The sequence below is a fragment of the Actinomyces sp. 594 genome (assembly GCF_019325145.1).
Taxonomy (GTDB): Bacteria; Actinomycetota; Actinomycetes; order Actinomycetales; family Actinomycetaceae; genus Actinomyces.
On sequence record NZ_PIZC01000011.1, the window covers coordinates 39703 to 62588 of the forward strand.

A 22886-nucleotide genomic window follows, 5' to 3' on the forward strand; every position below is an offset into this window, starting at 1 on the left:
CTGGGAGCGGCTGGGGTGGCGCAGCTTGCTCATGGTCTTGGACTCTATCTGGCGGATCCGCTCGCGAGTCACCCCGTAGACCTTGCCGATCTCGTCCAGGGTCTTGGGCTGGCCGTCGGTCAGGCCGAAGCGCATGGACACCACGCCCGCCTCCCGCTCGGACAGAGTGTCCAGGACGGCGTGCAGCTGCTCCTGCAGCAGGGTGAAGCTGACGGCATCGGCCGGTACGACCGCCTCGGAGTCCTCGATCAGGTCACCGAACTCGCTGTCTCCGTCCTCGCCGAGCGGAGTGTGCAGGGAGATGGGCTCGCGCCCGTACTTCTGCACCTCCACGACCTTCTCCGGCGTCATGTCCAGCTCGACGGCCAGCTCCTCCGGGGTGGGCTCGCGGCCCAGGTCCTGCAGCATCTGCCGCTGCACACGGGCAAGCTTGTTGATGACCTCGACCATGTGGACGGGGATGCGGATGGTGCGCGCCTGGTCCGCCATGGCGCGGGTGATGGCCTGGCGGATCCACCAGGTGGCGTAGGTGGAGAACTTGTAGCCCTTGGTGTAGTCGAACTTCTCCACCGCGCGGATCAGACCGAGGTTGCCCTCCTGGATGAGGTCCAGGAAGAGCATGCCGCGGCCGGTGTAGCGCTTGGCCAGGGAGACCACCAGGCGCAGGTTCGCCTCCAGCAGGTGGTTCTTGGCGCGCTGGCCGTCCTGAGCCACCCAGTGCAGCTCACGGCGGTACTTGGCGTCCAGGTCGTTGCCCTCGGTGGCCAGCAGGTGCTCGGCGTACAGGCCGGCCTCGATGCGCTTGGCCAGCTCAACCTCCTGCGCGGCATTGAGGAGGGCGACCTTGCCGATCTGCTTGAGGTAGTCCTTGACCGGGTCCGCAGTGGCACCGGCGGTGACGACCTTCTGTGCGGGCTCGTCGCCCTCGTCTGAGTCCGATACCGTGAAGGAGCCGTCCTTGCTCTTCTCGCCCTTGGACTTCTTGGTCTTCTTGCCCGCCGCCTTCTCGGCCTCTTCACGGCGCATGCGCTCCAGCTCACCGGTCAGTGCCGCGATTGAGGGGCTCATCTTGATGCCCTTGATGACCCAGCCGCGGAAGATGTACCCGTTCTTGGTCAGGAACTCACGTGCGACAACGGGCTCCTCCTCGCCGGGGACAATGAAACGCGGCACGGGCCCATGCCCGTAGGGGGCCAGGGTGATCGGCTCCTCCAGGGTGCCGTCGCCGGAGATCTCCAGCCCCTCAACCACGGTGCGGCTGCGCACGAACAGCGTGGCGCCGGGGGCCAGCTGTACGTCCTTCAGGGCTGCAGGTGTGTTGAAGGGGCGCCGCTTGGTCCCGTCGCCGTTCTCCTCCAGCGAGACATCCAGGTAGTAGTCGCGCAGCTCGGGGGCGGGGGCGGCGTCGTCCCCCTGGGTGTCGACGTCGTCCTCATCTGCGTCCTGTAAGTCATCCGCGTCGGCGTAGTCGTCCTCGTCGTAGTCGGCCTCGTCGTCCGCGTCGTCATCCTCGGCGTCGAGGTCGTCCTCTGCGTCCAGGTCGTCTTCCTCGTCGAGGTCGACGTCCTGGTTGCCGTCAAGGACCTCATCGACGTCGTCAGCGAGTTCGACGCGCTCCCGCCTGGTTGTGGGAGTAGGAGCAACTGTGGAAGTAGCCACGGATTTCCTTTCACGGGCGGACGGTTGAGCCGGAGGGGCGCACAGAGCCCTGCGGAAGTCTACGCGAGGAATCCAAACGGTTCCGCAGGCGTGCGCGCCGCACCGCGGGAGGCTCGGACAGGACTCGGCATCCACCACCGGCGGAAGGGACAACGATGCAGACAGCGCGTCTTATTCCCGCGGCACGTCTCCGGCTTGCCACCAGCGGCAACCGGCAGCCCGCCGAGCGGCACCCGCGCACGGCCCGAACGGCACGCGCCCGAGTCCCGTGCCCGCCACAGCGCAGCACCGTTCCCCGCGGCCCGGACTCAATCATCTAGCCTGGGAGGCATGACCGACGTTGATGCATTGCTGCCACTGGTACGCAGCGCCGTCGATGCGCGCCTCGAGCACGTTCTGGGCGAGTTGCGCGCCCGGTGGCACGATCCTTCCGGTGCCGCGGACGACCTATTCGACGCCGCCGCCACCGCAGTGTCCGGCGGCAAGCGCATGCGTGCGGTCCTGGGCGCCGTGGGCCTGGCGCTGCTGACTCAGGACGGCACCGCTTCCGGCGACCGCGGCCGGGACGGGTGCCGTAGCGGCAATCGCGACGGGAGCCGCCCCGAGCCACCCAGGCGTGAGGACGTGCTCACCGGCTCTACCGCCGCCCATTTGGGCGCCGCGCTGGAGCTCTATCAGGCCAGCGCACTTGTTCACGACGATGTGATCGACGCCGCAGACACCCGCCGTGGTCTGCCCTCCGCACACCGCCGGTTTGCGGCCCGCCACCTTGAGACCGGTTGGCGCGGCGCGGCGGAGAGCTATGGCGTGAGCGCCGCGATCCTCCTGGGCGACCTGCTCATGTCGGCGTCCGCTACGGAGATGGGCGCCGCGGCCGCTACCGCTGAGCGCGGCGCCGCACGAGCCGCCCGGGACGCCTTCGACGCCATGACCACGGAGGTCGCCGTGGGCCAGTTCCTGGACGTGCACCACGAGGTACTTCCCCTGCCTGCCCCCACCGCGCAACCGGTGCAGGCGGGTGCCGCCATGCACCGGGCCGCGCTCGCGGTTGTGCGGCACAAGTCCGCACGCTATTCAGTGATGTACCCGCTGCTAGTCGGGGCGCTGCTGGCCGGCGTGGATCCGCACAGTGAGTTGTTCAGGGTGCTGGAGGTGTTCGGGGAGGAGATCGGAATCGCCTTCCAACTGCGTGACGACGTCCTCGGGGTCTTCGGCGATCCGTCCCTCACCGGTAAGCCGGCGGGCGATGACCTGCGCGAGGGCAAGCGCACAGTGCTGCTGGCCCTGACCTGGCAGCGGTGCAGTGACGCCGACCGCGCCCTGCTGACCCGGGTGCTGTCACGGGGCCATGCCGCCGCGGATGAGGACATCGCAGCGGCCACTGAGGTTATCCGTGACTGCGGCGCCCTGACGGCGCACGAGGAGGAGATCGCGAGCCACACCGCCGCCGGCCTGGGCGCCCTGGCTGAGTCGCCCGCCATACTGAATGACGTCGCGCGGCAGTCCCTGACCGCCCTGGCCGAGGTTCTGACCTCCCGCCGCAGCTAGCGCCCCAGTCCGAATCCGCGTCCCACGGGGTTCCGGGGTCTTATTGAGCACGTACCGCCGAGCGGCGTACTGCACCGGGTGCCCGTGAGGCCCGTACACTCGGCCCCGTGAGCAAGGATCCTCTCATCGGCCGCCTGGTCGACGCTCGTTATGAGATCGTCGACCGGGTGGCCCGTGGGGGCATGGCCACCGTCTACCGGGCGCAGGACCGCCGCCTGGATCGTCTGGTAGCGCTGAAGCTCATGCACCCGCACCTGGCCGACTCCCCCGACTTCGTGGCCCGGTTCCGGCGCGAGGCCAGAGCGGCAGCCCGACTGTCCAACCCCGGGGTGGTGGCGGTATACGACCAGGGCAGCCTAGACGGCGTCGCCTACCTGGTGATGGAGCTCGTGGAGGGCCCCAATCTGCGTGACCTCATCGCGGCAGGTCCCCTGACTGTAAGGGAGGCGCTCGGGCTGACGGCCCAGGTGCTCCGGCCCCTGGGGGCCGCTCACCGCGCCGGCTTGGTGCACCGGGACGTCAAGCCGGAGAACGTGCTGCTGCCCGCCGACGGGTCGGTAGCCAAGGTCGCCGACTTCGGCCTTGCTCGCGCCGTCACGGAGGTCACCCAGACCACCACCGGGAACGTCCTGGGCACCGTCGCCTACCTCGCGCCGGAGCTGATTACCACCGGTTCCTCAGCCCCTTGCGCAGACGTCTTCTCCGTGGGCGTGATCCTGTACGAGCTACTCACCGGCGCCCAGCCCTTCACTGCGGAGACTCCCATCCAGATCGCCTTCCGCAACGTTCATGAGGACGTGCCCGCGCCGTCGGAGCGCCTGCCCGACCTGGCGCAGAGCGTTGACGCCCTGGTAGCACAGATGACCCGCCGGGCGCCAGAGGAGCGGCTGGCCGACGCCGACGCGGCACTGAGCCGACTGCGGCAGGTCGTCTCCGCCCTGTCCGACGCGGAGCTGGCGGTCAAACGCGGTGGGGCCACCGGTTCGGTGCGTACCCAGGAGGTGCTGGCGGCCAATGCCGAGGCCGCCCACACCGCGATGCTGGCGGCCGACGGCGACGCGAGCGAGCCTGACGACGCCCAGGTCCCCGCGGACGCGGCCACCCCGGGCGCCGGCCTGCGCACGGTGTCCCTGCCCATCGGCTCCATAGCCCCGGACGAGGACTCCGAGTCCCGCGACGGCACCACCCGTGCGCTGGACCGCCGCCAGGCGGTGCGGGCCGGGTCGCAGGAGGAGACCGCGAGGGTAGCCCGGCATTCCGCACGCCGCCCGCGTCGGCGCGCACTGGTTGCCGCCGGGTTGGTGCTGCTGACCGCCGGAGGCGCAGGCGCCTGGTACTTCGGTGCCGGTCCGGGGCGTACGGTCCCGGTGCCGCAGATCGCCGGGATGACCGCTGCTGAGGCGCAGGCGCTAGTCGAGTCGGCGGGACTGGTCTGGGGCGCCCCCACTCGCGCCTATTCCGACACAGTGCCCGCGGACTCGGTGATCTCCTCCTCCCCCGAGGCCGCGACCCGCATGCACCCCGGAGAGGCAGTCACCCCGGTGATTTCCCGTGGCATTGAGCAGAAGACCGTTCCCGACGTCGTCGGTTCCAGCCAGGACGACGCCACCACCGCGATCACGGACGCAGGGCTGTCGCTCGGCGCCGTCACCAAGACCTATTCAGACTCGGTCGCATCCGGCATGGTCATCTCCTCCGAACCGGTTGCGGGCACAACCGTGAACCACTCCTCGGCGGTCGCGATCGTGGTGTCGCTGGGACGCCAGCCCGCCGTCGTCCCGGATGTCACCGGCATGAGCGTTGACGACGCCACCACTACGCTGCAAGCGGCCGGGCTCACGCTCGGTACGCAGTCGGAGGCGTTCTCCGACGACGTCGCCTCAGGGCTGGTCATTTCCTCCAGCCCTGCATCCGGCGCGGAGGGCTACTACCACGGTGACGCGGTGGACGTGACGGTATCCAAGGGCCCGGAGATGGTGAACGTGCCGGACGTCGCCGGCATGAGCGAGCAGGAGGCCACGGCGGCGCTCCAGGAAGTCGGCCTGGAGGTGGAGGTGTCCCGGGTCCTGGGTGGCCTGTTCGGCACGGCGCACTCCACCGATCCGGCTGCGGGTGAAAGCGTGCGGAAGGGCTCGAAAGTAACCTTGAACGTGGTCTGATCGGCGCTGAGCCGGAGCGGCGGCTCTGAGCCCCCGACTGGCACAACCGAGGCGACCGCCTGGCACAACCGGGCGACGGCGCCCACGGGCCTGCCGCCCCTGAGCGCCGTCGTTTTAGCGGTTGGCGTCAGCCGCGCAGCATCTCCGCAACCTCGAAGGCCATCTCCAGTGACTGCTGGTGGTTCAGCCGCGGATCCACGAGGGTCTCGTAACGGCGCGCCAGCCCGGCCTCGTCGATGTGCTCCCCACCGCCGAGGACCTCGGTGACATCGTCCCCGGTGAGCTCCACGTGAATGCCCGCGGGCACGGTACCCAGGGCCCGGTGTACCTCGAAGAAGCCACGGACCTCATCCATGATCGTGTCGAAGCGACGGGTCTTGTAGCCGTTTTCCGAGGTGATGGTGTTGCCGTGCATGGGGTCGGTGATCCAGGTGACCGGTCGGCCATCGGCGCGGACGATCTCCACCAGCTCCGGCAGTACATCCCGGATGCGGTCAGCACCCATACGCGTGATCAGGCTGAGCCGACCGGGGTCGCCTTCGGGGTTGAGGTGGTCGATCAGGGACAGCAGCTCCTCGCGGGTGGTCGTCGGGCCGATTTTCACACCCACCGGGTTGTGCACGCCCGCCAGCAGGGCCACATGGGCGTCGTCGGCGCCACGGGTGCGCTCCCCCACCCACAGGAAGTGGGCGGAGGTGTCGTAAAGGCGTCCGCTGCGGGAGTCCTCACGCGTCATGGCGTCCTCGTACTCCAGCAGGAGGGCCTCGTGGGCGGCGTAGAAGTCGACCTGGCGCAAGGCCTCGAAGTCCACGCCGGCGGCCTCCATGAAGCGCATCGCCCGGTCAATCTCCCCGGCGAAGGACTCAAAGCGCTTGTAGGCGGGATTCGCGGTGAAACCCCGGTTCCAGGAGTGGACCTCCCGCAGGTCCGCGTAGCCTCCCATGGTGAAGGAGCGAATTAGGTTCAGGGTGGTGCCGGCGCGCAGGTAGGCGTCAACCATCCGCTGCGGGTTGGGGATGCGGGCCTCGGCGGTAAAGGCGTGGTCATTGACCGAGTCACCGCGGTAGGAGGGCAGAGTGACGCCGTTACGGGTCTCGGTGTCCGAGCTGCGCGGCTTGGCGTACTGGCCCGCCATGCGCCCGATCTTGACCACCGGGGTGGAGGCTCCGTAGGTGAGCACCGCGGCCATTTGCAGGATGGTCTGCAGCTTCAGGCGGATGTTGATGGCGGTGTTGTCATGGAATGACTCGGCGCAGTCTCCCCCCATGAGCACGAATGCCCGGCCCTGCGATGCCGATACCATCTTCTCGCGCAGCGAGTCCACCTCACCGGCGAATACCAGCGGGGGCCGGGTGCGCAGGTCCGCCGCAGCGTCGGCGAGCGCCTGCGGGTCCGGGTAATGGGGCTGCTGGGCGGCGTGGTGCTGACGCCAGCCGGCTGCCTCGCCGGGAACCTGGAGCTCGTTCATCATGGCGCCAGCATAGGCGAGCGCCGCGTCTGGCTGGGCGTCTCGCCACAAGGTGGGATATAAGGCACGTCCTCGGTCCCGCCCGGGCCCGCTCCGTGACGGCGCGAAAGTGCCGGTTCAAAACGGTTCGACCGGCTGGTTGGAGGTGGGACCGGGCCGGTCGGCCACGGCGATCCGTGTCCGACCGGCCCGTCCATAGGTAGCCCACGCCTGGCGGCGGGGGCGGCGGCTCACGCCTCGCCGTCGGCGGGGGCGGCGGGCTCGAGCGCCTGGCCGAGCTCGGCCATCAGGTCCACGAACCACTGCTGCGTGATGTCGAAGGGCTTGCCGCCGGCGATGCGGTCGAAGGCGATGGCACCGAGCTGGTCGCCGTTCTCCTCGTCCTGGCCGATGACGCCGGGCTCGCCCCGCAGGGCGCAGTCGACGGCAAGGTCACACATCTGCTTGATCAGGGCCAGGTCCTCCTCGTTGGCGGCGGAGGCGCGCGAGTAGTAGCCGGACTTCTGCACCATTACCTTCTCGGCACCGATCTTCTCGGCGAACTGGCGGGCGAACCACTGGCCGGGGTTAATGGTGTCGAGCTTGACGTGGCCGAAGGGGTCGCGCTGGACCTCCTCGCCCCTGGCCTCCATCTCCGCGATGATCTCGGGAACGCCGGCGCCCTCGGACAGGAAGATGTTCACGTTGCCCTGCTCGTCCATGATGGCCTTGAGGCGCTCGGCCTCGGCGGCAATGTCCAGCTTGGCCTCCGGCACGAACACGGCGTGCACGTCCCAGCGCTCCTGGGTCAGTCCCAGGGAGGGCGCCCACTGACGGTCCTTGAGCAGCTCGTGGTAGCGGCGGGCCGTCTCGGCGGTGAGGTAGCCGCAGTTGCGGCCCATGCACTCGTGCACGATCAGCATGCGCGGGTTGGAGCGGTGCTCGCCGATCACGTTGAGGGCGAAGCCGGCGCCCTGCTCGGCCGCGGTCCAGGCGCCCAGCGACTGGCGGATCGGGACGACGTCATTGTCGATGGTCTTGGGCAGGCCGACGACGGTGAGGTCGTAGTCGTGCTCGTGCAGGTATGCGGCCAGGTCCGCGGCGGTGGTGTTGGTGTCGTCGCCGCCAATGGTGTGCAGCACGTCGACGCCGTCCTCACGCAGCCGCTCGGCGGCGAAGGCGAGCGGGTCCACGCCCTCCTTGACCAGGCCGCGCTCGACGAGGTTCTTGGCGTTGGTGAGCTTCACGCGGGAGTTGCCGATCGGGGAGCCGCCGTACTGGCGCAGCACGCCGGCGTTCTTGCGGCCCTCGTCGTCGATGACGACGTAGTTACCGGTGAGCAGGCCGTGGTATCCGTACTGGTAGGCGATGATCTCGACGTCGGGGGCGACCTCGGTGTAGCGCTCGATGAGGTCGCCGACGGCGGCGGACAGACAGGGGGCGAAGCCGCCCGCGGTGAGGAGGGCGACGCGACGGATCGACATCGGAAACCTTTCGTCGGTGGTGGGGCTTATCGCGGCCATACTACCGGGACGCCGCCGCTGTGCGGCCAGATGCCTCACCCCAACCTCTCCCCTCGCCGAGACCGGCACTCGTCGCGCACTGAGACCGGCACCAGTGACGCGCCGAGAGGCATCGATGCAGGCCGGGCTGCAGCATGGCGGACACACTCGGCGATCACACATGCGTTATCATGGGTGGGTGACACAGCGCACCGAACGTGAGTGGATCCGTTTCCGTCGGCACGCGGCGGGGCTGAGCCAACGTGAACTCGCGGATCGCACCGGTGTCAGCCAACCACTCATTGCAGCCATTGAGTCCGGCGCGCGTCGCGCATCCCGGAGCACGCTGCAGCGGCTGACACAGGCATTGCAGGTGCGTCCTTCAGATCTCCTGCACGCTGCACGCCAGGACGTCATCGAGTTGGCCGCTGCACATGGATGCCAAGTCATCGGAGTCTTCGGCTCCGTTGCCAGCGGCACGGATCGCCAGGACTCTGACATCGATCTGATAGTCCGTTTCCCTGAACACGCGGACATCCTCGACCTGTTGGAGCTTGAGGAAGAGCTGTCGGATCTACTGACGGTGCCCGTCGACGTGATCTCGGCCAGCAGCGGCTCAGTCGCGATGTCCGGGACTTCCCTAGAACCGGTACGGATATGAGCACTACATCACCGTCCGCGGACCGAACAGAACGACGACTCGCGGATCTGAGACGTTTCGGAGACGAGGCCGCCTTCATCGTCAGCCACGGCTTCGACGCATACGCAGCAGACTCGATGGAAGGAGCGCTGCTGCGTAATGCCGGTGAACGGGTGCTGATCAAGGTTGCCACCGTCGTCGAGAAACTACCCCGGGAGTACAAGGAACAGTTCCCCGACGTCGACTGGGTCGGGATCATGCGCATGCGCAACCTGGTCGCGCACCACTACGACAAGGTCAACGACGACCTGATGTTCCGTGCACTCGAAGTCCGCATCCCCGGTCTGCTAACCGCGCTCGGACTGTAATTGGGCTCGGTGTACTACTGTCCGGATTCGGCATGAACGGCGTCGACCGACCAAGAACTACCCAAAGATACCGCATGTTTCCAACGTTCCTGAAAACACAGACCGGCGCGTCAGCCCCGTTCGTGCCGATCTTGGACATTCTGCGCGCTACGCGGGACTCGAAGGCCGATGCACACGGGGGGGCGACACCGACGCGCCGTCGTCGCCCCGTCAACGGTAGCCGTCGCTGCGATGGTCAACGGTAACCACCACAACCCGGCGTGCGTCATCATCAATTCTGTAGATGATGCGGTAGTCGCCCCGTCGGGCACTGTGGAGCCCGGCCAGCTCAAAGCGCAAAGGCTTTCCGACGCGATACGGATTGTCTCGCAATGGTCCGTAAAGAAACTCGACGACTGCGGTGACGACCTTCTCCGGATGCGAGCGCAGGTCGCGCTTAGCACGTGCCGCAAGTGCGATCGCGTAGGGCACGGACTCACCCCTTCGGGGAGTCGAGCAACTCGTCCTTGCTGAGCACCTCCACCCGCTGAGCACCCAAATCATCCACTCCTGCACGGATCCGCTCGATTAGCGCGGGGCGGCTGAGGATGTCGAGCGTCTCCTCGAGTGACTCCAGGTCATCTGCAGAGATGACGACTGCCGCGGGGCGCCCGTGCCGGGTGATCGTTACGCGGCTGTGCTCCCGCTCCACCTGGCCGACGACCTCGGAAAGGTGGTTCTTCACATCGCGCAACGGCATGACAGCGTCGACCGACATGGCAACAATTGTAGCCACATCATCGGCGCGTACACGACTCATGCGCCGCATGGACGCTTGACGAAGTTATACATACAGGCTTGTCTGTAAGCATGCGTCGCACCGCCGCCGAGGCCGCCGAGACCCGCCAAGCCATCATCCGCTCCGCCTTGCACCGCTTCGCGAAGGACGGTTGGGAGGCCTGCTCGCTGGTGGAGGTGGCCCGCGGCGCCGACGTAACTCGAGGCGCCGTCTACCACCACTTCACCGGCAAGCGGGAGTTGCTGGACGCCGCCCTCTCCGAGCAATGGCACAGCCAGGGTGAGGCACTTCTCGCGGCGCTCGACGCCTCCACGGCACCAGAGGTGCGGCTAACGGCATTCCTGGCGGACTACCTGCGCAGGCTTCGCGGGGACACAGCCTTCCGCGAACTCGCCGTCGTCACCGTTCTCGTAGCGCCGCAGGCACCGGCGGTCAAGTCCGGACTGGAGCAGAAGACGGCGGCCCTCGCGCAGTGGTCGGCGCTGCTCATCGGGGTCCTGACCGAGTGCGAGGAGCGGCTGCGCGCTCCGCTCGACATCGCCCGTTTCAACATCGCGTCATTCCTGTACGGCGCCACGCTTACCGCGGCGCTCACGCCGGAGGACCTCCCCGCATCAGGGTGCTGCGAGGCGACGGCGCGTGCCCTCGTCGCGGGCCTGATCACCGTCGAATCGCCCTGACACCGAAGAATGACACCGAAGAAGGAGTGGGCATGCATCCATCGTCCACCGAAGCCGCCACCAATCCGCACGTGGCCGTAACAGTGGCCTGCGTCGCCCTGTTCACCGACATGCTCCTCTACGGGATTCTCATCCCGGTGCTCCCTCTGCTTCCCGCCGTGGCCGAGGCCGGCGCCTCGGCAACCGGTCTGCTCTTCGCCGCCTATGCGGCCGCACTGGTGATAGTCACTCCTATCGCCGGGCGAGTTGTGGACAAACGCGGTCCTCGCGGGCCGCTGCTCGCCGCATTGGTGGGCCTGGCAGGCGCGTGTCTGCTGTTCACCATCGGTGGTCCTTACTGGATGCTTCTGACAGCCCGCACGCTCCAGGGAGCCGCCGCCGGATTGAGCTGGGTGGCCGGGCTGTCACTGATCGCCGCCACCGTACCTCTGCGGCAACGCGGGACCTATCTCGGACTGGCAATGAGCATGGTTTCGGTCGGCGTACTGGCCGGTCCGCCCCTGGCGGGCTGGTTGGCAGGGCTCGGAGGGCGTTCGACTCCCTTCCTCTGTGCGATCGTGCTTCTGGTGATCGACGGCGGGCTGCGAGTCGCCTTCGTCCGTCCAACCCCGCCGCCCGACGACGATCCCGCCACCGCGATGGACGTGTTGCGAACACCAGGATGTCGGCCAGAAGTTGCGCTGATTCTCTTCGGTGCCGCCGCCGCGGCTGTGGGCCTGGTTCTGGTGGGAATCGGACCGAACCTGCCAGTCCTCATCACCGGACTCGTTTGTCTGGGCGTCGCAATTGCCCTCCTGGTCGTACCGGCAGGTGCACTAATAGGCGTTCAGGGAGCCATAGCCACACCGCCGACTATCGGCGGCGCCTACTCCCTCTACAACCTGGCTTACGCGGGCGGCCTGGTCCTGGGGCCCGCCGCCGCGATACTGGCCCGATTGCCAAGCAGGTTCGCGGTCATGCCCGGGTGAAACTGTCCGGATTCGGCATGAACGGCGTCGGGCGACCAAGAACCACCCGAAGAAACCGCATGTTTCCAACGTTCCTGAAAACGCAGACCGGCGCGCCAGCTCCGTTCGTGCCGATCTCGGACATTTCGGTCCCCGGACTGTCAGACTGTCAGTGGTCGTCGGAACGCGACTCGGCATCCGGCGCTACGCCCTCGTCACCCTCAGGCGCCCCCTCGATGTCCTCCACCTCTTCCTCTTCTTCCGCTTCATCCGGCTCCGCCGGCGGCTCGGGGACCTCGACGTCGGGAGCGGGGCGGCCGCCGGGGGCCTCGACGGGCGCGGCGGCCGGCCGCTTGGCGGCCAGCTCTTCAAGCATCTCGTCTACGACCTCCGCGGCCGTCTTCTTCTCCGCGTCCATCGCCTTCTTTACGTCCGCGGCGTACAGGTCCACGTATTCCTGGCCGGACAGGGACATCAGTGCGTACATGATCTCGTCGGTGATGGAGCGCAGCACGAAGCGGTCGTTCTCCAGGCCCTGGTAGCGGGAGAAGTCCAGCGGCTCGCCAACGACGATGCCCACGCGGTGCCGGGTGGAGGGAACCACCTGGCCGATCGGCTGAGCCAGGTTGGAGCCGATCATGGCCACGGGGATCACCGGCGCCCCGGTGGCCAGGGCGACGCGCGCCACCCCGGTCTTGCCCCGGTACAGGCGCCCATCAGGGCTGCGGGTGCCCTCGGGGTAGATGCCGAACAGCTCGCCCGAGCGCAGTCGGTCGATCCCGGCCTGCAGGGCCGCCATGGACGCTTTGCCCCCGGAGCGGTCCACGGGAATGGTGCCGACGGCGGTCATGAAGTTCTTCACGGCCCAGCCCTTGATGCCCTTGCCGGTGAAGTAGTCGGACTTGCCGATGAAGGCGACCTCGCGGTCCATCAGCAGCGGCAGGAAGAAGGAATCGATAACCGCCAGGTGGTTGGAGGCCAGGATGGCGGGGCCCTCGGCGGGGATGTTCTCCTCGCCGCGGATCCACGGCTGGTACAGCATCTCCATGGCCGGGCCGACGGCGGCCTTGATACCTCGGTACCCCATGTGGGACCTCCTGTGCTGCGGCGGGCGGGAAGTCGCCGGGCCGTCCGGGTTACGCCCGCCGGGCGTGTCCGCGGCTGGATCGGCTGCTCACAAAGTCTAGCCTCGCGCTGTGCCCTTCGATGCGCTCTCGCCCCAACCGTCCCACGCCACAGGCGCCGTACGGCTTCCGGGCGTCTGGCGGGCGGAGGATGAAACCCGCCCGGTACAGGCGTCTTTCGCGGATATGGGCACCGCGCTGCGCGATGTCACCTTCGTAGTCGTCGATCTGGAGACCACCGGGGGCGGGCCGGGCGCGCACGCCATCACCGAGATCGGCGCTGTAAGGGTTCGCGGCGGCGCGGTCGATTCGGAATTCTCCACGCTCGTAAATCCGGGCGCCGCCATTCCCGCCCAGATCACCGTCCTGACCGGTATTACCAACGCCATGGTGGCGGATGCGCCTCCAGTAGCCCAGGCGGTGGCCGCCTTCCTGCAGTGGGCGCGCCTAGGCGACCGTGCGACGGTGGCGGTGGCGCACAATGCCCGCTTCGACCTCGGCCACCTGCGTGGGGCCGCCCGCACCCTCGGCCTGGACTGGCAGGAACCACTGATACTGGACACCCTGGCGCTAGCCCGCCGAGCCTGGGACCGCTCCCAAGTAACCAACCACAAGCTGGGCACGCTCGCCGCCTTCGTAGGCTCACCGACGTCTCCCACGCATCGCGCCCTGGACGATGCACGTGCGACCGTGGATGTGCTGCACGCCTGCCTGGAGGCGCTGGCGCCGCAGGGCATCACCCATCTAGAGGACCTGGCCACCGCGACTGATCCCGTACCCGCATCCCGACGGGTCAAGAGCCGCCTGGCCGACGGCCTGCCCGCCGCTCCTGGGGTCTACCAGTTCCTCTCCCCCGCCGGCCAGGTGCTTTACGTGGGCAGCGCCGTGAACCTCCGCCGCCGGGTGCGCTCTTACTTCACGGCCGCGGAGAAGCGCACCAAGGTGGCACGCATGCTGGACACGGCCGTGGCGGTGCGGGCGATCGAGACACCCACCGAGATCGAGGCGCGTGTGCGGGAGCTGCGGCTCATTGCCGAGCTGGATCCGCCGGTCAACCGCCGCTCCCGGGCCCCGCAGCGCCGGCCCTGGCTGCACCTGGTCGACTCCCCGAACCCACATCTGGCGCTGACTGCCGCGCTGCCGCTGTCGGAGGCGGGCCACGCCATTGGCCCGTTCCCGTCCCGAAAGGCGGGTTTGGAGGCGCAGCGGGCCGCCGAATCCGTGCTGCGCCTGGAGGTCTGGGACGGACACAGTGTCCGCGCGGTGCGCCGCGCGGACACCCCGGCCGACGCCGACACGGCGCTGCAGGCCCTTTCCGGCGAGGTCGACCTGGTGGCCGGCCCGCTGCTGGCGCGGATAGCGGAGCTGTCGGACGAGGAGCGCTACGAGGAGGCGGGACTGTGGACGCGGCGGCTGCGGGCGCTGCTGTTGGGAGCGTGCCGGGCGGAGAAGGTACGCCCACTACTGGCTTGTCCGCATCTGATGGCGGCCCGACGACGCGACCGCGGCGGCTGGGAGCTGGTGGATGTGCGCTGGGGGCGCCTGGCGGGCTCGGCAGTCACGGCCCCGGGCGCGGACCCGCGCCCCACCATCGCCACGCTGCGCGCCGCCGCCCAGGTGGTGGACCGGCCCGCACGGGTGGGGGCGGATACGAGCGTGGAGGAGACGGCGCTGCTGGCCGACTGGGTGCTGGATTCCGGTGCGCGCCTGGTGGAGGTCGGGAACCCCGCCGTCGACGCCGCGAACCAGGACTCCGCAAACGGTGCAGTCGCGGCGCTGGCCTGGCCGGTTGGCGCCGCCGCGCGGCACAGGCGCGTTATTGACGCCGAGTGCTGAGGCACGACGTCGGCCGGCAGCGCGCCCACGGCGCGGCAGCGACAGCCGGGTCAGCCGGCGGGAGCGACGGAGCCGCGGCGGGCGCGCAGAGCCTTAGCGACACCTTCCTGCAGGCTAAGCGGGTCCAGGGGGCGCGGCACCACAACCTCAGCCTTGGCCCAGGCAGACAGCCAGTCGTCCTGCGGACGGGCAGTCAGCAGCACCACCGGAGGCCGCTGGTCAAGCTCGGTGAACAGCTCATGCGCCAGCCCCATGCCACCGAGCTTCTTCGTCTCGGCATCGAGCACCAGGGCGGCGAAGGGGGCCTGCCCCGCCTTCTGGCGGTCCTTGATGGCCAGGCGAACGCCCTCGGCGGTTGCCGCTTCGGTCCAGGACACGAGCGGCAGCCCCTTGGCGGGCCGACGGCCGACGCCGTCGATCACCTGCCGACGCACAGTGACGTCATCGGAGAAGACGAGGAGGTCGAGGGGTGCGGCTTCTGCCTGGTCGGTCATGCGGTCCTCCAGTGGACGACGGGGCTTTAGCGCTCAGTGTAATAGCGCAACTGGGACACGTCCCACCCTTCTCCACGAACCAATCGCCGTCTACGATGAATCTTGTCTAGGACTTCAGTCTCACTCATGAGTCTGTTGCCTGGCGTGCCACGTGAAACTACGCAACATCCGCAGGAAAAGACCGCATGACTGCAACGACCGACCTCGTCGTCCCGAAGTACACGCTCCCCGAGCTGCCCTATGACTACGCCGCGTTGGAGCCGCACATCTCCGGGCGCATCATGGAGCTGCACCATGACCGCCACCACGCCGCCTACGTGACCGGAGCGAACGCGGCCCTGGAGCAGCTCGCCGCCGCCCGCGCCGACGGCGACTTCGCCGCCATCAACCTGTGGGAGAAGAACCTCGCCTTCAACCTCGGCGGGCACCTGAACCACTCCATCTTCTGGAAGAACCTCTCCCCCAACGGAGGCGGCGAGCCCGAGGGCGAGCTGGCGGAGGCCATCAAGGACTCCTTCGGTTCCTTCGCCGCCCTCAAGCAGCAGCTGAACGCAGCCGCGCTGGGTATTCAGGGATCCGGCTGGGCGGTGCTGGCTTACGACTCCCTGTCCGGCAAGCTGGTGACCTTCCAGCTGTTCGACCAGCAGGGCAACGTGCCCGTGGGCACGATCCCGCTGTTCCAGATCGACATGTGGGAGCACGCCTTCTACCTGGACTACCTCAACGTCAAGGCCGACTACCTGGCCGCCATCTGGCAGATCGTCAACTGGGAAGACGTCTCGCAGCGTCTGGCGAATGCCGTTGCCCACGCCGAGGGCCTGATCGTGCGCTGACGCCGCAGCCGCGAACATGCGGCGCCGCGCGCCGCCCGAGGCGAGTGGTCCTCACGGCAAGTGGCCCTCCCCCACCGGCATCCGGTGCGGGAGGGCCACTACGCTCCTGGAGCGCTTGCAGAGCGTCTAGAGAATCGCCGCGATGTCCATGACGAAGGCAGCAGCCACCGTCTCCTGGGACTCCTCACCGGGCATGAGGATCACCACGCGAGAGCCGACCGGTACATCGATCAGAGAGCCGAAGGGCGAATTCGCAGAGATGACCATGTCCTGCGCGGCACCGTTCTCCCAGGATGACTGGTGCAGCTCCGGGTCATCCCAATTGACCGCGGCGACGTGCAGCAGTACGTAGTCACCGTCGGCGACCGGCTCCCCGGTACCACGGGCCAGGACGAAAGTCTCCGGCTCGGTAGGTGCCGCAGCGCCGTCGGCCACCGAAATGGTGGCCGCAGCACCGAGGTCACCCGAGACTGTGACGCCGCGATCCGCTAGCGACTGCTCCACTTGGGCGTCCGCGGCCGCGTCCTTCGACGCCGTCGCGGCGGACTCTGCTGTTCCCGCAACCTCAGAGGTAGCCACCGCATGCTTGATCTCCACGACGAATACCAGGGGCCCTGACGGCAAGTTCGGCGTTGCCGCCGGCTGGCCGTAAGCCAGTTCGGGCGGAATCGCCAGCTCCAGGTGATCACCGACGTGGCGTCCGGCCAGGCCGCAAGTCCACCCGGGAATTACTCCTTGCAGGTTGAAGGGCGTTGCCTCCCCCCGCGCGTAGGAGGAGTCGAAGACTTCAGTGGCGCCCCACTCCCAGCCGGCGTAGTCGGCGACGACGATCGACTCCTCGGTCACCTCGGCGCCGTCGCCTTCCGCCAGGGTCTTAACGGTCAGGTTCCTCGGCGCTTCTCCCTCGCCCCAGGTGACGGTGGGCTCGGCGCCGTCCTCACCGTCAAGGTTGGGCAGTGATGCCGCGTCGTCGTCGATTGTCAGCGTGGAGCAGTCGACGGCGCTCAGCGGGGTGATGGTGGCCTCGGCCGACGCAGAGGCGCTGGCGTCCCCGGGCGAGTCGGAGCAGCCCGCCAGGGCCAGGCAGGCGGTAAGTGCGAGTGTGGGCAGGATAGTTGCGGCACGGCGCAATTGGAATCTCCTCGAATACTTGCGAACAGCGACGGGGTGAAGCAGAAGACGTGGGTCCGCTGCGCCACCCCGGCGCTGAACGGCGCCGACCGCAGTGGTCGGCTGCACGTGGGGCAGAGTATTCGGCGCCCGGTGCGCTCAGTGGAAGGACTCGCCGCAGGCGCAAGTGCCAACCGCGTTGGGGTTGTCGATAGTGAAGCCCTGCTTCTCGATCGTGTCGGAGAAGTCGATGGTGGCGCCGTTCAGGTACGGCACACTCATGCGGTCCACGACCACGTCCACCGACGCGAGCTCGGCGTCACCGGTAGCGAAGGAGCGGATGGCATCGCCGTCGAGCAGGCGCTCGTCGAAGTAGAGCTGGTAGACGAGCCCGGAGCAGCCACCGGGCTGCACGGCCAGGCGCAGGCGCAGGTCGTCGCGCCCCTCCTGGGTCAGCAGGCCGGCGACCTTGGCGGCGGCGGCCTCGGTGAGCAGCACCTCATGCGTGGGGGCGTCGGTGGTGGTGACGCTGGAAGCGTCGGTCAGGGTTGTCTGAGCCATGTCGGTCTCCTCCTTAGGTGTGCCTTGCACCGGGGCGAACACGCCGACGGTCCGAGATGTTCCCCTCACCCTACGTCGGCTCGCATGGTGAACAGGAGTAGCGGCCACCGTGATGGCACTCACCGTCGCGCGCAGGTCATGCGAGCGTGACCAGCTCCAGGTAGTCATCGCTCCACAGGTCCTCGTCCCCGTCGGGCAGCAGCAGGACCCGATCCGGGTTGAGCGCCTTCACGGCGCCCTCGTCGTGCGTCACCAGCACGACGGCGCCGCCGAAGGTGCCCAGGGCGCGCAGGATCTCCTCCCTGCTGGCGGGATCGAGGTTGTTGGTCGGCTCATCCAGGAGCAGCACGTTGGCGCTGGAGACCACCAGCAGCGCCAGGGCCAGGCGGGTCTTCTCACCGCCGGAAAGTACCCGCGCCGGCTTGTCGGCATCGGCGCCGGAGAACAGGAACGAGCCCAGTACGCTGCGCACCTCGGTGTCATTCAGGCCGGGCGCGGCGCTGCGCAGGTTCTCCACCACCGTACGCGAGTCGTCAATCGTCTCATGCTCCTGCGCGTAGTAGCCGAGCTTCAGCCCGGTCCCGGCCTGCACCTGCCCGGAGTCGGGCGCCTCGGTGCCCGCCAGTAGCCGCAGCAGCGTGGTCTTACCTGCGCCGTTGAGCCCCAGCACCACCACACGGCTGCCGCGGTCGATGGCCAGGTCGACGCCTGCGAACACCTCCAGCGAGCCGTATGCCTTGGACAGGCCGACGGCGCGCAGCGGCACCTTGCCGCAGGGGGCGGGGTCGGGGAAGCGCAGATCGGCGACCCTCTCCTGGGCGCGCTCGGCCTCCAGACCCTCCATAAGCCGGTCGGCCCGCTTGAGCATTTGCTGGGCGGCCACGGCCTTGGTGGCCTTGGCCCGCATCTTCTCGCCCTGGGCGCGCAGTGCCGCCGCCTTCTTCTCGGCGTTGGCGCGCTCACGCCGACGCCGGTGCTCGTCGTCGGCGCGCTGCTTGAGGTAGGCGTCCCAGCCCATGTGGTAGACGTCCAGGACGCCGCGGCTGGCGTCCAGGTACATGACCTGATTAACGGTGTCGCGCAGCAGCTCGACGTCGTGGCTGATGACGATGAAGCCGCCTGCGTAGGTACGCAGGTGATCGCGCAGCCACAGGATCGAGTCGTGGTCCAAGTGGTTGGTGGGCTCGTCCAGCAGCAGCGTGTCCGGCTGCTGGAACAGTACCCGGGCGAGTTCCACACGACGACGCTGGCCGCCGGAGAGCGTTCCAATCGGCTGCTCGAGAACCCGTTCGGGCAGACCCAGGGAGGCGCAGATGCGGGCGGCCTCGCTGGCGGCGGCATAGCCGCCGGCCATAGTGAACTCGTGGTCAAGCCGGGTGTATCGGTCCAGTGCCTTGGCCTGGGCGTTCCCGCTGGTGGCGGCAATCTTCTGCTCGGCCCGGCGGATGCGGGCCAACAGCGCGTCGATGCCGCGGGCGGACAGGACCCGGTCACGCGTAATCTCATTCAAGTCACCTACGCGGGTGTCCTGCGGCAGGTAGCCGACCGATCCGTTGCAGGTGATCAGACCCTTTTGCTCCACCGCCTCCAGCCCGTGGCGCTCGTCGGCGTCGGCAACCGCCTGGCTGGTTCCCTGCGCCACTGACGCAGCCGCCAGCAACTTGGTCATCGTGGTCTTACCCGCCCCATTGCGTCCCACCAGCCCAATACGCATGCCCTTGTCCACCCGGAAGGAGGCACCGGAGACAAGCTGACGTGCACCGATGCGCATGGCGAGGTCCTGGACGTTGATCACGATGCGCATGCTACGGGCTTCCGGTCGGCCGCCCGCCCCAGCGGGCGGTACGGCCGACCCGGTTGTCCATCACATCCGCCCTAGACGGCTACGGGCCGAGCCGCCGCAGAAAGGGTCAGTCCCACCACAGCCAGGTGCCCAGCGGGCCGTGGGTCCAGTGGCGCCGCAGCGGCTTGAACTCGTCTGGGGCGCCGCGCGAGTCCAGCTCATAGCGTTCAGCCACGTGGCGCCACACCTCCTGCAGGCCAAGCGCCACCAGCGCCTCCAGCTCCTCCTCGTCATAGGGGTCCCGGTCCTCGCAGGCGCAGTAGCAGCCATCGCCGTCAGGATCACTACCTTCCACGATGGCCCTGACGAGCTCCTCAAGCAGGTCGGGGTCCTCGATCCACATGCCCTCGACGCTGACGCGCTCGTCCTGGCGCTGCGGACCAATGGCATAACCCGATAGTCGTACTCGCCCATCTGCACGCGCACAGGCGCGCAGCAGGGCACCCAGGGTCGGGCCGAGATTCTGCCGGTCACGCAGCTGCTCGCCGGGCAGGATCTCTAGCAGACGCCGGGCAGTGGCGGGGCCGAGGTCGTGGAAGGGCGTGTAGTCGTCCTCCGGGGTGCCGTCTGCGGTGATCAGCCCTGCGGGGGCGAAGCCGAACTGCGCAGGAATCACCGTTGAGCGCAATTCGTCACGGCAGTCGGCCAGTGCGTGCCATACTCCGGCGCGCACCGTCCACCCGCGGGGTCCGTACAGGCCCTCATCCGGGCCCGTTTCCGGACCGGGAGGCAGGGATGTGCTGCTGCTTGCGGGCGCGTCGGTCGGACTGGGCGGAAGCGGGGTCATGACGGTCTCCTCCGATTGTGGTGCCGGCGTAATGCGCGCGCTGCGGTACCAGGAGGAAGGACTGGCGGCCACGCCGGCGGGTTGGTGTGACGACGTCTTCGCCGTCAGTCCCAGCCTGCGACGACTCCGAACCGTCCCGCTGAGCACCTGTGAACGCGGCTCAAGCGGTATGCGCTCAGTAAAGGCAGTGGATTTCGGCACTTGTACCGCCCCGCCCCGCAAGCGGCAGGGCAATACCACGCAGGCCTTCGAAGATGCCGGGCATGTCTCCCCCGAGACGGCGGTCTTGGGCAAGAACATGTCCCGGATCACCGTTCGGCGGGTTACCCTGGCACACAGGGTCCTATAGAACCGGGCCCTTCCAACCCAGCCCGCCTGCGCCCGGAACTGGGCGCCGGCGGCCGACGGTAAGGTCAACATGGCAACAACCACATCCGCTCCAGAAGCGATTCTCGAGGCTGTAGGAGGCCCCGAGAACATCGTCAACCTCACCCACTGCGCAACGCGATTGCGCTTCGAGCTCCAAGACGCCTCCGTGGTCGACAAGGCCACGGTGGAAAAGATCCCCGGAGTGATGGGTGCGGTCCCGCAGGCGGGCGACCGCTACCAGATCATCATCGGCGGTGCCGTGCAGGGCGTGTACGACGAGATCATGAACCTGCCCGCCATGAAGGGCGGCTCCAAGTCCGGTCAGTCCAACGCCGACGTCAAGGCCGCCGCCCGTGCCAAGGCCCGCGGCAAGAACGCCTTCGTGGACGCGTTCTTCGAGTACCTGTCCGACTCCTTCCGGCCGCTGCTGCCGGTACTGCTGGGCACGTCCCTCATCATCGCCGGCGAGGCCGTGGCCGAGGCGCTCGGCTACATCGACACCCGCGCCGAAATCAAGCCCGCGTCCCTGGCCTTCGTGGACGCGATGTACCGTTCGGTGTTCTACTTCCTGCCGATCATGGTGGCCTACAACGCCTCCAAGAAGCTTCGGATCGACCCCTGGGTGGGCACGGCCGTCATGGCGGCGCTCATCACGCCGAACTTCATTTCCATGAGCGACACTGAGCTAACGAGCGGCGTTACCTGCACCGTCAACGAGACGCTCGGCACCGACCTGTGCACCGCCACCGTGTTTGGACTGCCCATGCAGCTCAACGACTACGGCGGCCAGGTATTCACGCCGTTGATCATGGTGGCGATCCTGGCGCCGCTGTACAAGGGGCTGACGCGGATCATCTCCCCGAACCTGCAGATGGTGTTCGTCCCATTCCTGTCCTTCGTAATCATGATGCCGATCACCGCCTTCATCCTCGGCCCCATCGGCATCTGGCTGGGCACGGCCCTGGGTAGCGCACTGGCCTGGCTGAACAACACCGCCCCGATCGTCTTCGCGATCATCATTCCGCTGCTGTACCCGTTCCTGGTGCCGCTGGGCCTGCACTGGCCGCTCAACGCGCTGATGCTCGCCAACATCGACTCCCTCGGCTACGACTTCATCCAGGGCCCCATGGGTGCCTGGAACTTCGCCTGCTTCGGCGCCACCGCGGCGGTGCTGGCGATCTCCATCCGGGACAAGGACAAGGAAATGCGCCAGACCGCATCCGGTGCGCTGGCAGCCGGCCTGTTCGGTGGTATCTCCGAGCCGAGCCTTTACGGTATCCACCTGCGCTTCAAGCGCATCTACCCGCGCATGCTGGTCGGCTGCGCCGTGGGCGGTCTGATCGTCGGCCTGGGCGGCGGCGTGAATGCCCGGACTTTCGCCTTCACCTCGCTGCTGACCATCCCGGTCTTCTCCCCCATGGCGCTGTACGCGATCGCCATCGCCGCAGCCTTCTTCACCTCCTTCATCATCCTGTTCATCTCCGACTACCGCACGGCGGAGGAGAAGGCGGAGGCCCTGGCAGCCGCCGGTGGCGTGGTCGAGGCCTCTCCCGAGGAGACCGCCGCCGACCTGGCGCTGGAGCAGGCCGCCAAGGCTGCAGCCGCCGCACCCAAGACGGCGCTGGTCCCGGGCACGGTCACCGAGCTCGTCTCCCCCGTGCGTGGCACCGTGGTGCCGCTCGCCGAGGTCGCCGACCCGGTATTCTCCGGCGGCGCCGTCGGGCAGGGTGTCGGCATTGAGCCCTCCGAGCAGCAGATCGTGGTAACCGCCCCGGCAGCGGGAACGGTTGTGGTAGCACCCGACTCCGGGCACGCCTACGGCATCAACCTGGACTCAGGGGTCGAGTTGCTCGTCCACGTCGGCCTGGACACGGTGGAGATGGAGGGCAAGGGCTTCGAGGTCCTGGTCAAGCAGGGCGACCGCGTCGAGGCGGGCCAGGAGCTGGTCCGCGTGGACCGGGCGGCCGTCGAGCAGGCCGGGCACCCGCTGACCACTCCGGTGCTGATTACCAACACCGCTGCCTTCAGCTCCGTAGAGCCGCTCGCCGTCGGCCAGGTGGCCCCGGGCGACCCGCTACTGCGCATCACCGCCTGATCGGCGGGGCCGCCCGGCCGCCCCAACCAGGGACGGCTAGGACAGGCGACAGGCGCTAAAACCTGAATCGCACACGCAGGTGGTCGGCACCCCTAGGGTGCCGACC

The 22886-nt window shown here is 68.2% G+C and carries 20 protein-coding genes; 9 read left to right on the forward strand and 11 right to left on the reverse strand.

Going from position 1 to position 22886, the window contains the following annotated elements; genetic code table 11:
• On the reverse strand, positions 1 to 1659 hold a 1659-nt coding region (locus tag GZ998_RS12930), incomplete at its 3' end, for an RNA polymerase sigma factor (protein ID WP_308807130.1).
• Between the two features lie 330 nt (positions 1660 to 1989).
• On the opposite strand from GZ998_RS12930, the gene GZ998_RS01370 reads away from it, so the two are divergent.
• Positions 1990 to 3207 (forward strand): polyprenyl synthetase family protein, encoded by a 1218-nt coding sequence (locus GZ998_RS01370; protein WP_219108519.1) that lies wholly within the window; start codon positions 1990 to 1992, stop codon positions 3205 to 3207.
• 107 nt (positions 3208 to 3314) lie between these two features.
• On the forward strand, positions 3315 to 5366 hold the full coding sequence (pknB, locus tag GZ998_RS01375) for a Stk1 family PASTA domain-containing Ser/Thr kinase (RefSeq protein WP_161924229.1): 2052 nt from the start codon (positions 3315 to 3317) through the stop codon (positions 5364 to 5366).
• A 127-nt stretch (positions 5367 to 5493) separates the two neighbouring features.
• Here pknB and GZ998_RS01380 read toward each other — a convergent pair whose 3' ends face one another.
• Together GZ998_RS01380 and GZ998_RS01385 are read right to left on the reverse strand one after the other, a co-directional pair.
• A complete protein-coding gene (locus GZ998_RS01380) occupies positions 5494 to 6837 on the reverse strand; it encodes a class II 3-deoxy-7-phosphoheptulonate synthase (RefSeq protein WP_374939137.1) in 1344 nt (447 codons plus the stop codon).
• Positions 6838 to 7064: 227 nt separating this feature from the next.
• Entirely contained in the window at positions 7065 to 8297 is a 1233-nt protein-coding gene (locus GZ998_RS01385) for a pyrophosphate--fructose-6-phosphate 1-phosphotransferase (protein WP_161924230.1), read from the reverse strand.
• A gap of 217 nt (positions 8298 to 8514) precedes the next feature.
• Between GZ998_RS01385 and GZ998_RS01390 the strand changes: the two genes are divergently transcribed.
• Entirely contained in the window at positions 8515 to 8976 is a 462-nt protein-coding gene (locus GZ998_RS01390) for a helix-turn-helix domain-containing protein (RefSeq protein ID WP_202616161.1), read from the forward strand.
• A complete protein-coding gene (locus GZ998_RS01395) occupies positions 8973 to 9323 on the forward strand; it encodes a DUF86 domain-containing protein (RefSeq protein WP_161924232.1) in 351 nt (116 codons plus the stop codon). Before GZ998_RS01390 ends, GZ998_RS01395 begins: the two co-directional genes overlap by 4 nt.
• Positions 9324 to 9533: 210 nt before the next feature.
• Here the strand turns inward: GZ998_RS01395 and GZ998_RS01400 are convergent, their stop codons facing one another.
• Together GZ998_RS01400 and GZ998_RS01405 are read right to left on the reverse strand one after the other, a co-directional pair.
• Complete coding sequence (locus tag GZ998_RS01400) at positions 9534 to 9794, reverse strand: type II toxin-antitoxin system RelE/ParE family toxin (RefSeq protein WP_237564068.1); 261 nt, start codon at positions 9792 to 9794, stop codon at positions 9534 to 9536.
• 4 nt (positions 9795 to 9798) lie between these two features.
• Positions 9799 to 10080, reverse strand: coding sequence for a type II toxin-antitoxin system Phd/YefM family antitoxin (locus GZ998_RS01405; protein ID WP_219108521.1), 282 nt, complete (start codon positions 10078 to 10080; stop codon positions 9799 to 9801).
• A 92-nt stretch (positions 10081 to 10172) separates the two neighbouring features.
• Between GZ998_RS01405 and GZ998_RS01410 the strand changes: the two genes are divergently transcribed.
• Positions 10173 to 10781, forward strand: coding sequence for a TetR/AcrR family transcriptional regulator (locus tag GZ998_RS01410; protein ID WP_161924234.1), 609 nt, complete (start codon positions 10173 to 10175; stop codon positions 10779 to 10781).
• 32 nt (positions 10782 to 10813) lie between these two features.
• Positions 10814 to 11749 carry an MFS transporter gene (locus GZ998_RS01415; RefSeq protein WP_257504907.1) on the forward strand — a complete coding sequence of 312 codons (936 nt, stop codon included), beginning with the start codon at positions 10814 to 10816 and terminating at the stop codon, positions 11747 to 11749.
• Between the two features lie 148 nt (positions 11750 to 11897).
• Here the strand turns inward: GZ998_RS01415 and GZ998_RS01420 are convergent, their stop codons facing one another.
• Entirely contained in the window at positions 11898 to 12815 is a 918-nt protein-coding gene (locus tag GZ998_RS01420) for a 1-acyl-sn-glycerol-3-phosphate acyltransferase (protein ID WP_161924235.1), read from the reverse strand.
• A 223-nt stretch (positions 12816 to 13038) separates the two neighbouring features.
• On the opposite strand from GZ998_RS01420, the gene GZ998_RS01425 reads away from it, so the two are divergent.
• On the forward strand, positions 13039 to 14688 hold the full coding sequence (locus GZ998_RS01425) for a DEDD exonuclease domain-containing protein (protein WP_161925347.1): 1650 nt from the start codon (positions 13039 to 13041) through the stop codon (positions 14686 to 14688).
• 50 nt (positions 14689 to 14738) lie between these two features.
• Here GZ998_RS01425 and GZ998_RS01430 read toward each other — a convergent pair whose 3' ends face one another.
• Positions 14739 to 15182, reverse strand: a complete 444-nt coding sequence (locus tag GZ998_RS01430; protein ID WP_161924236.1) for a hypothetical protein — start codon at positions 15180 to 15182, stop codon at positions 14739 to 14741.
• 185 nt (positions 15183 to 15367) lie between these two features.
• Here GZ998_RS01430 and GZ998_RS01435 point away from each other — a divergent pair, with 185 nt between their 5' ends.
• Positions 15368 to 16015, forward strand: coding sequence for a superoxide dismutase (locus GZ998_RS01435; protein ID WP_161924237.1), 648 nt, complete (start codon positions 15368 to 15370; stop codon positions 16013 to 16015).
• Between the two features lie 126 nt (positions 16016 to 16141).
• On the opposite strand, the gene GZ998_RS01440 is transcribed toward GZ998_RS01435, so the two are convergent.
• The 4 genes from GZ998_RS01440 to GZ998_RS01455 all read right to left on the reverse strand — a co-directional run bounded on the left by GZ998_RS01440 (position 16142) and on the right by GZ998_RS01455 (position 20316).
• Positions 16142 to 17146, reverse strand: a complete 1005-nt coding sequence (locus tag GZ998_RS01440) for an FKBP-type peptidyl-prolyl cis-trans isomerase (protein ID WP_219108523.1) — start codon at positions 17144 to 17146, stop codon at positions 16142 to 16144.
• A 138-nt stretch (positions 17147 to 17284) separates the two neighbouring features.
• Positions 17285 to 17686 carry an iron-sulfur cluster assembly accessory protein gene (locus GZ998_RS01445; protein WP_161924239.1) on the reverse strand — a complete coding sequence of 134 codons (402 nt, stop codon included), beginning with the start codon at positions 17684 to 17686 and terminating at the stop codon, positions 17285 to 17287.
• A gap of 136 nt (positions 17687 to 17822) precedes the next feature.
• Positions 17823 to 19490 carry an ABC-F family ATP-binding cassette domain-containing protein gene (locus GZ998_RS01450; protein ID WP_257504908.1) on the reverse strand — a complete coding sequence of 556 codons (1668 nt, stop codon included), beginning with the start codon at positions 19488 to 19490 and terminating at the stop codon, positions 17823 to 17825.
• Positions 19491 to 19596: 106 nt separating this feature from the next.
• Positions 19597 to 20316: a hypothetical protein gene (locus GZ998_RS01455; protein WP_237564071.1), complete on the reverse strand. Its 720-nt coding sequence runs from the start codon at positions 20314 to 20316 to the stop codon at positions 19597 to 19599.
• Between the two features lie 418 nt (positions 20317 to 20734).
• On the opposite strand from GZ998_RS01455, the gene GZ998_RS01460 reads away from it, so the two are divergent.
• Complete coding sequence (locus GZ998_RS01460; RefSeq protein WP_219108527.1) at positions 20735 to 22780, forward strand: glucose PTS transporter subunit IIA; 2046 nt, start codon at positions 20735 to 20737, stop codon at positions 22778 to 22780.
• Positions 22781 to 22886: the final 106 nt, after the last annotated feature.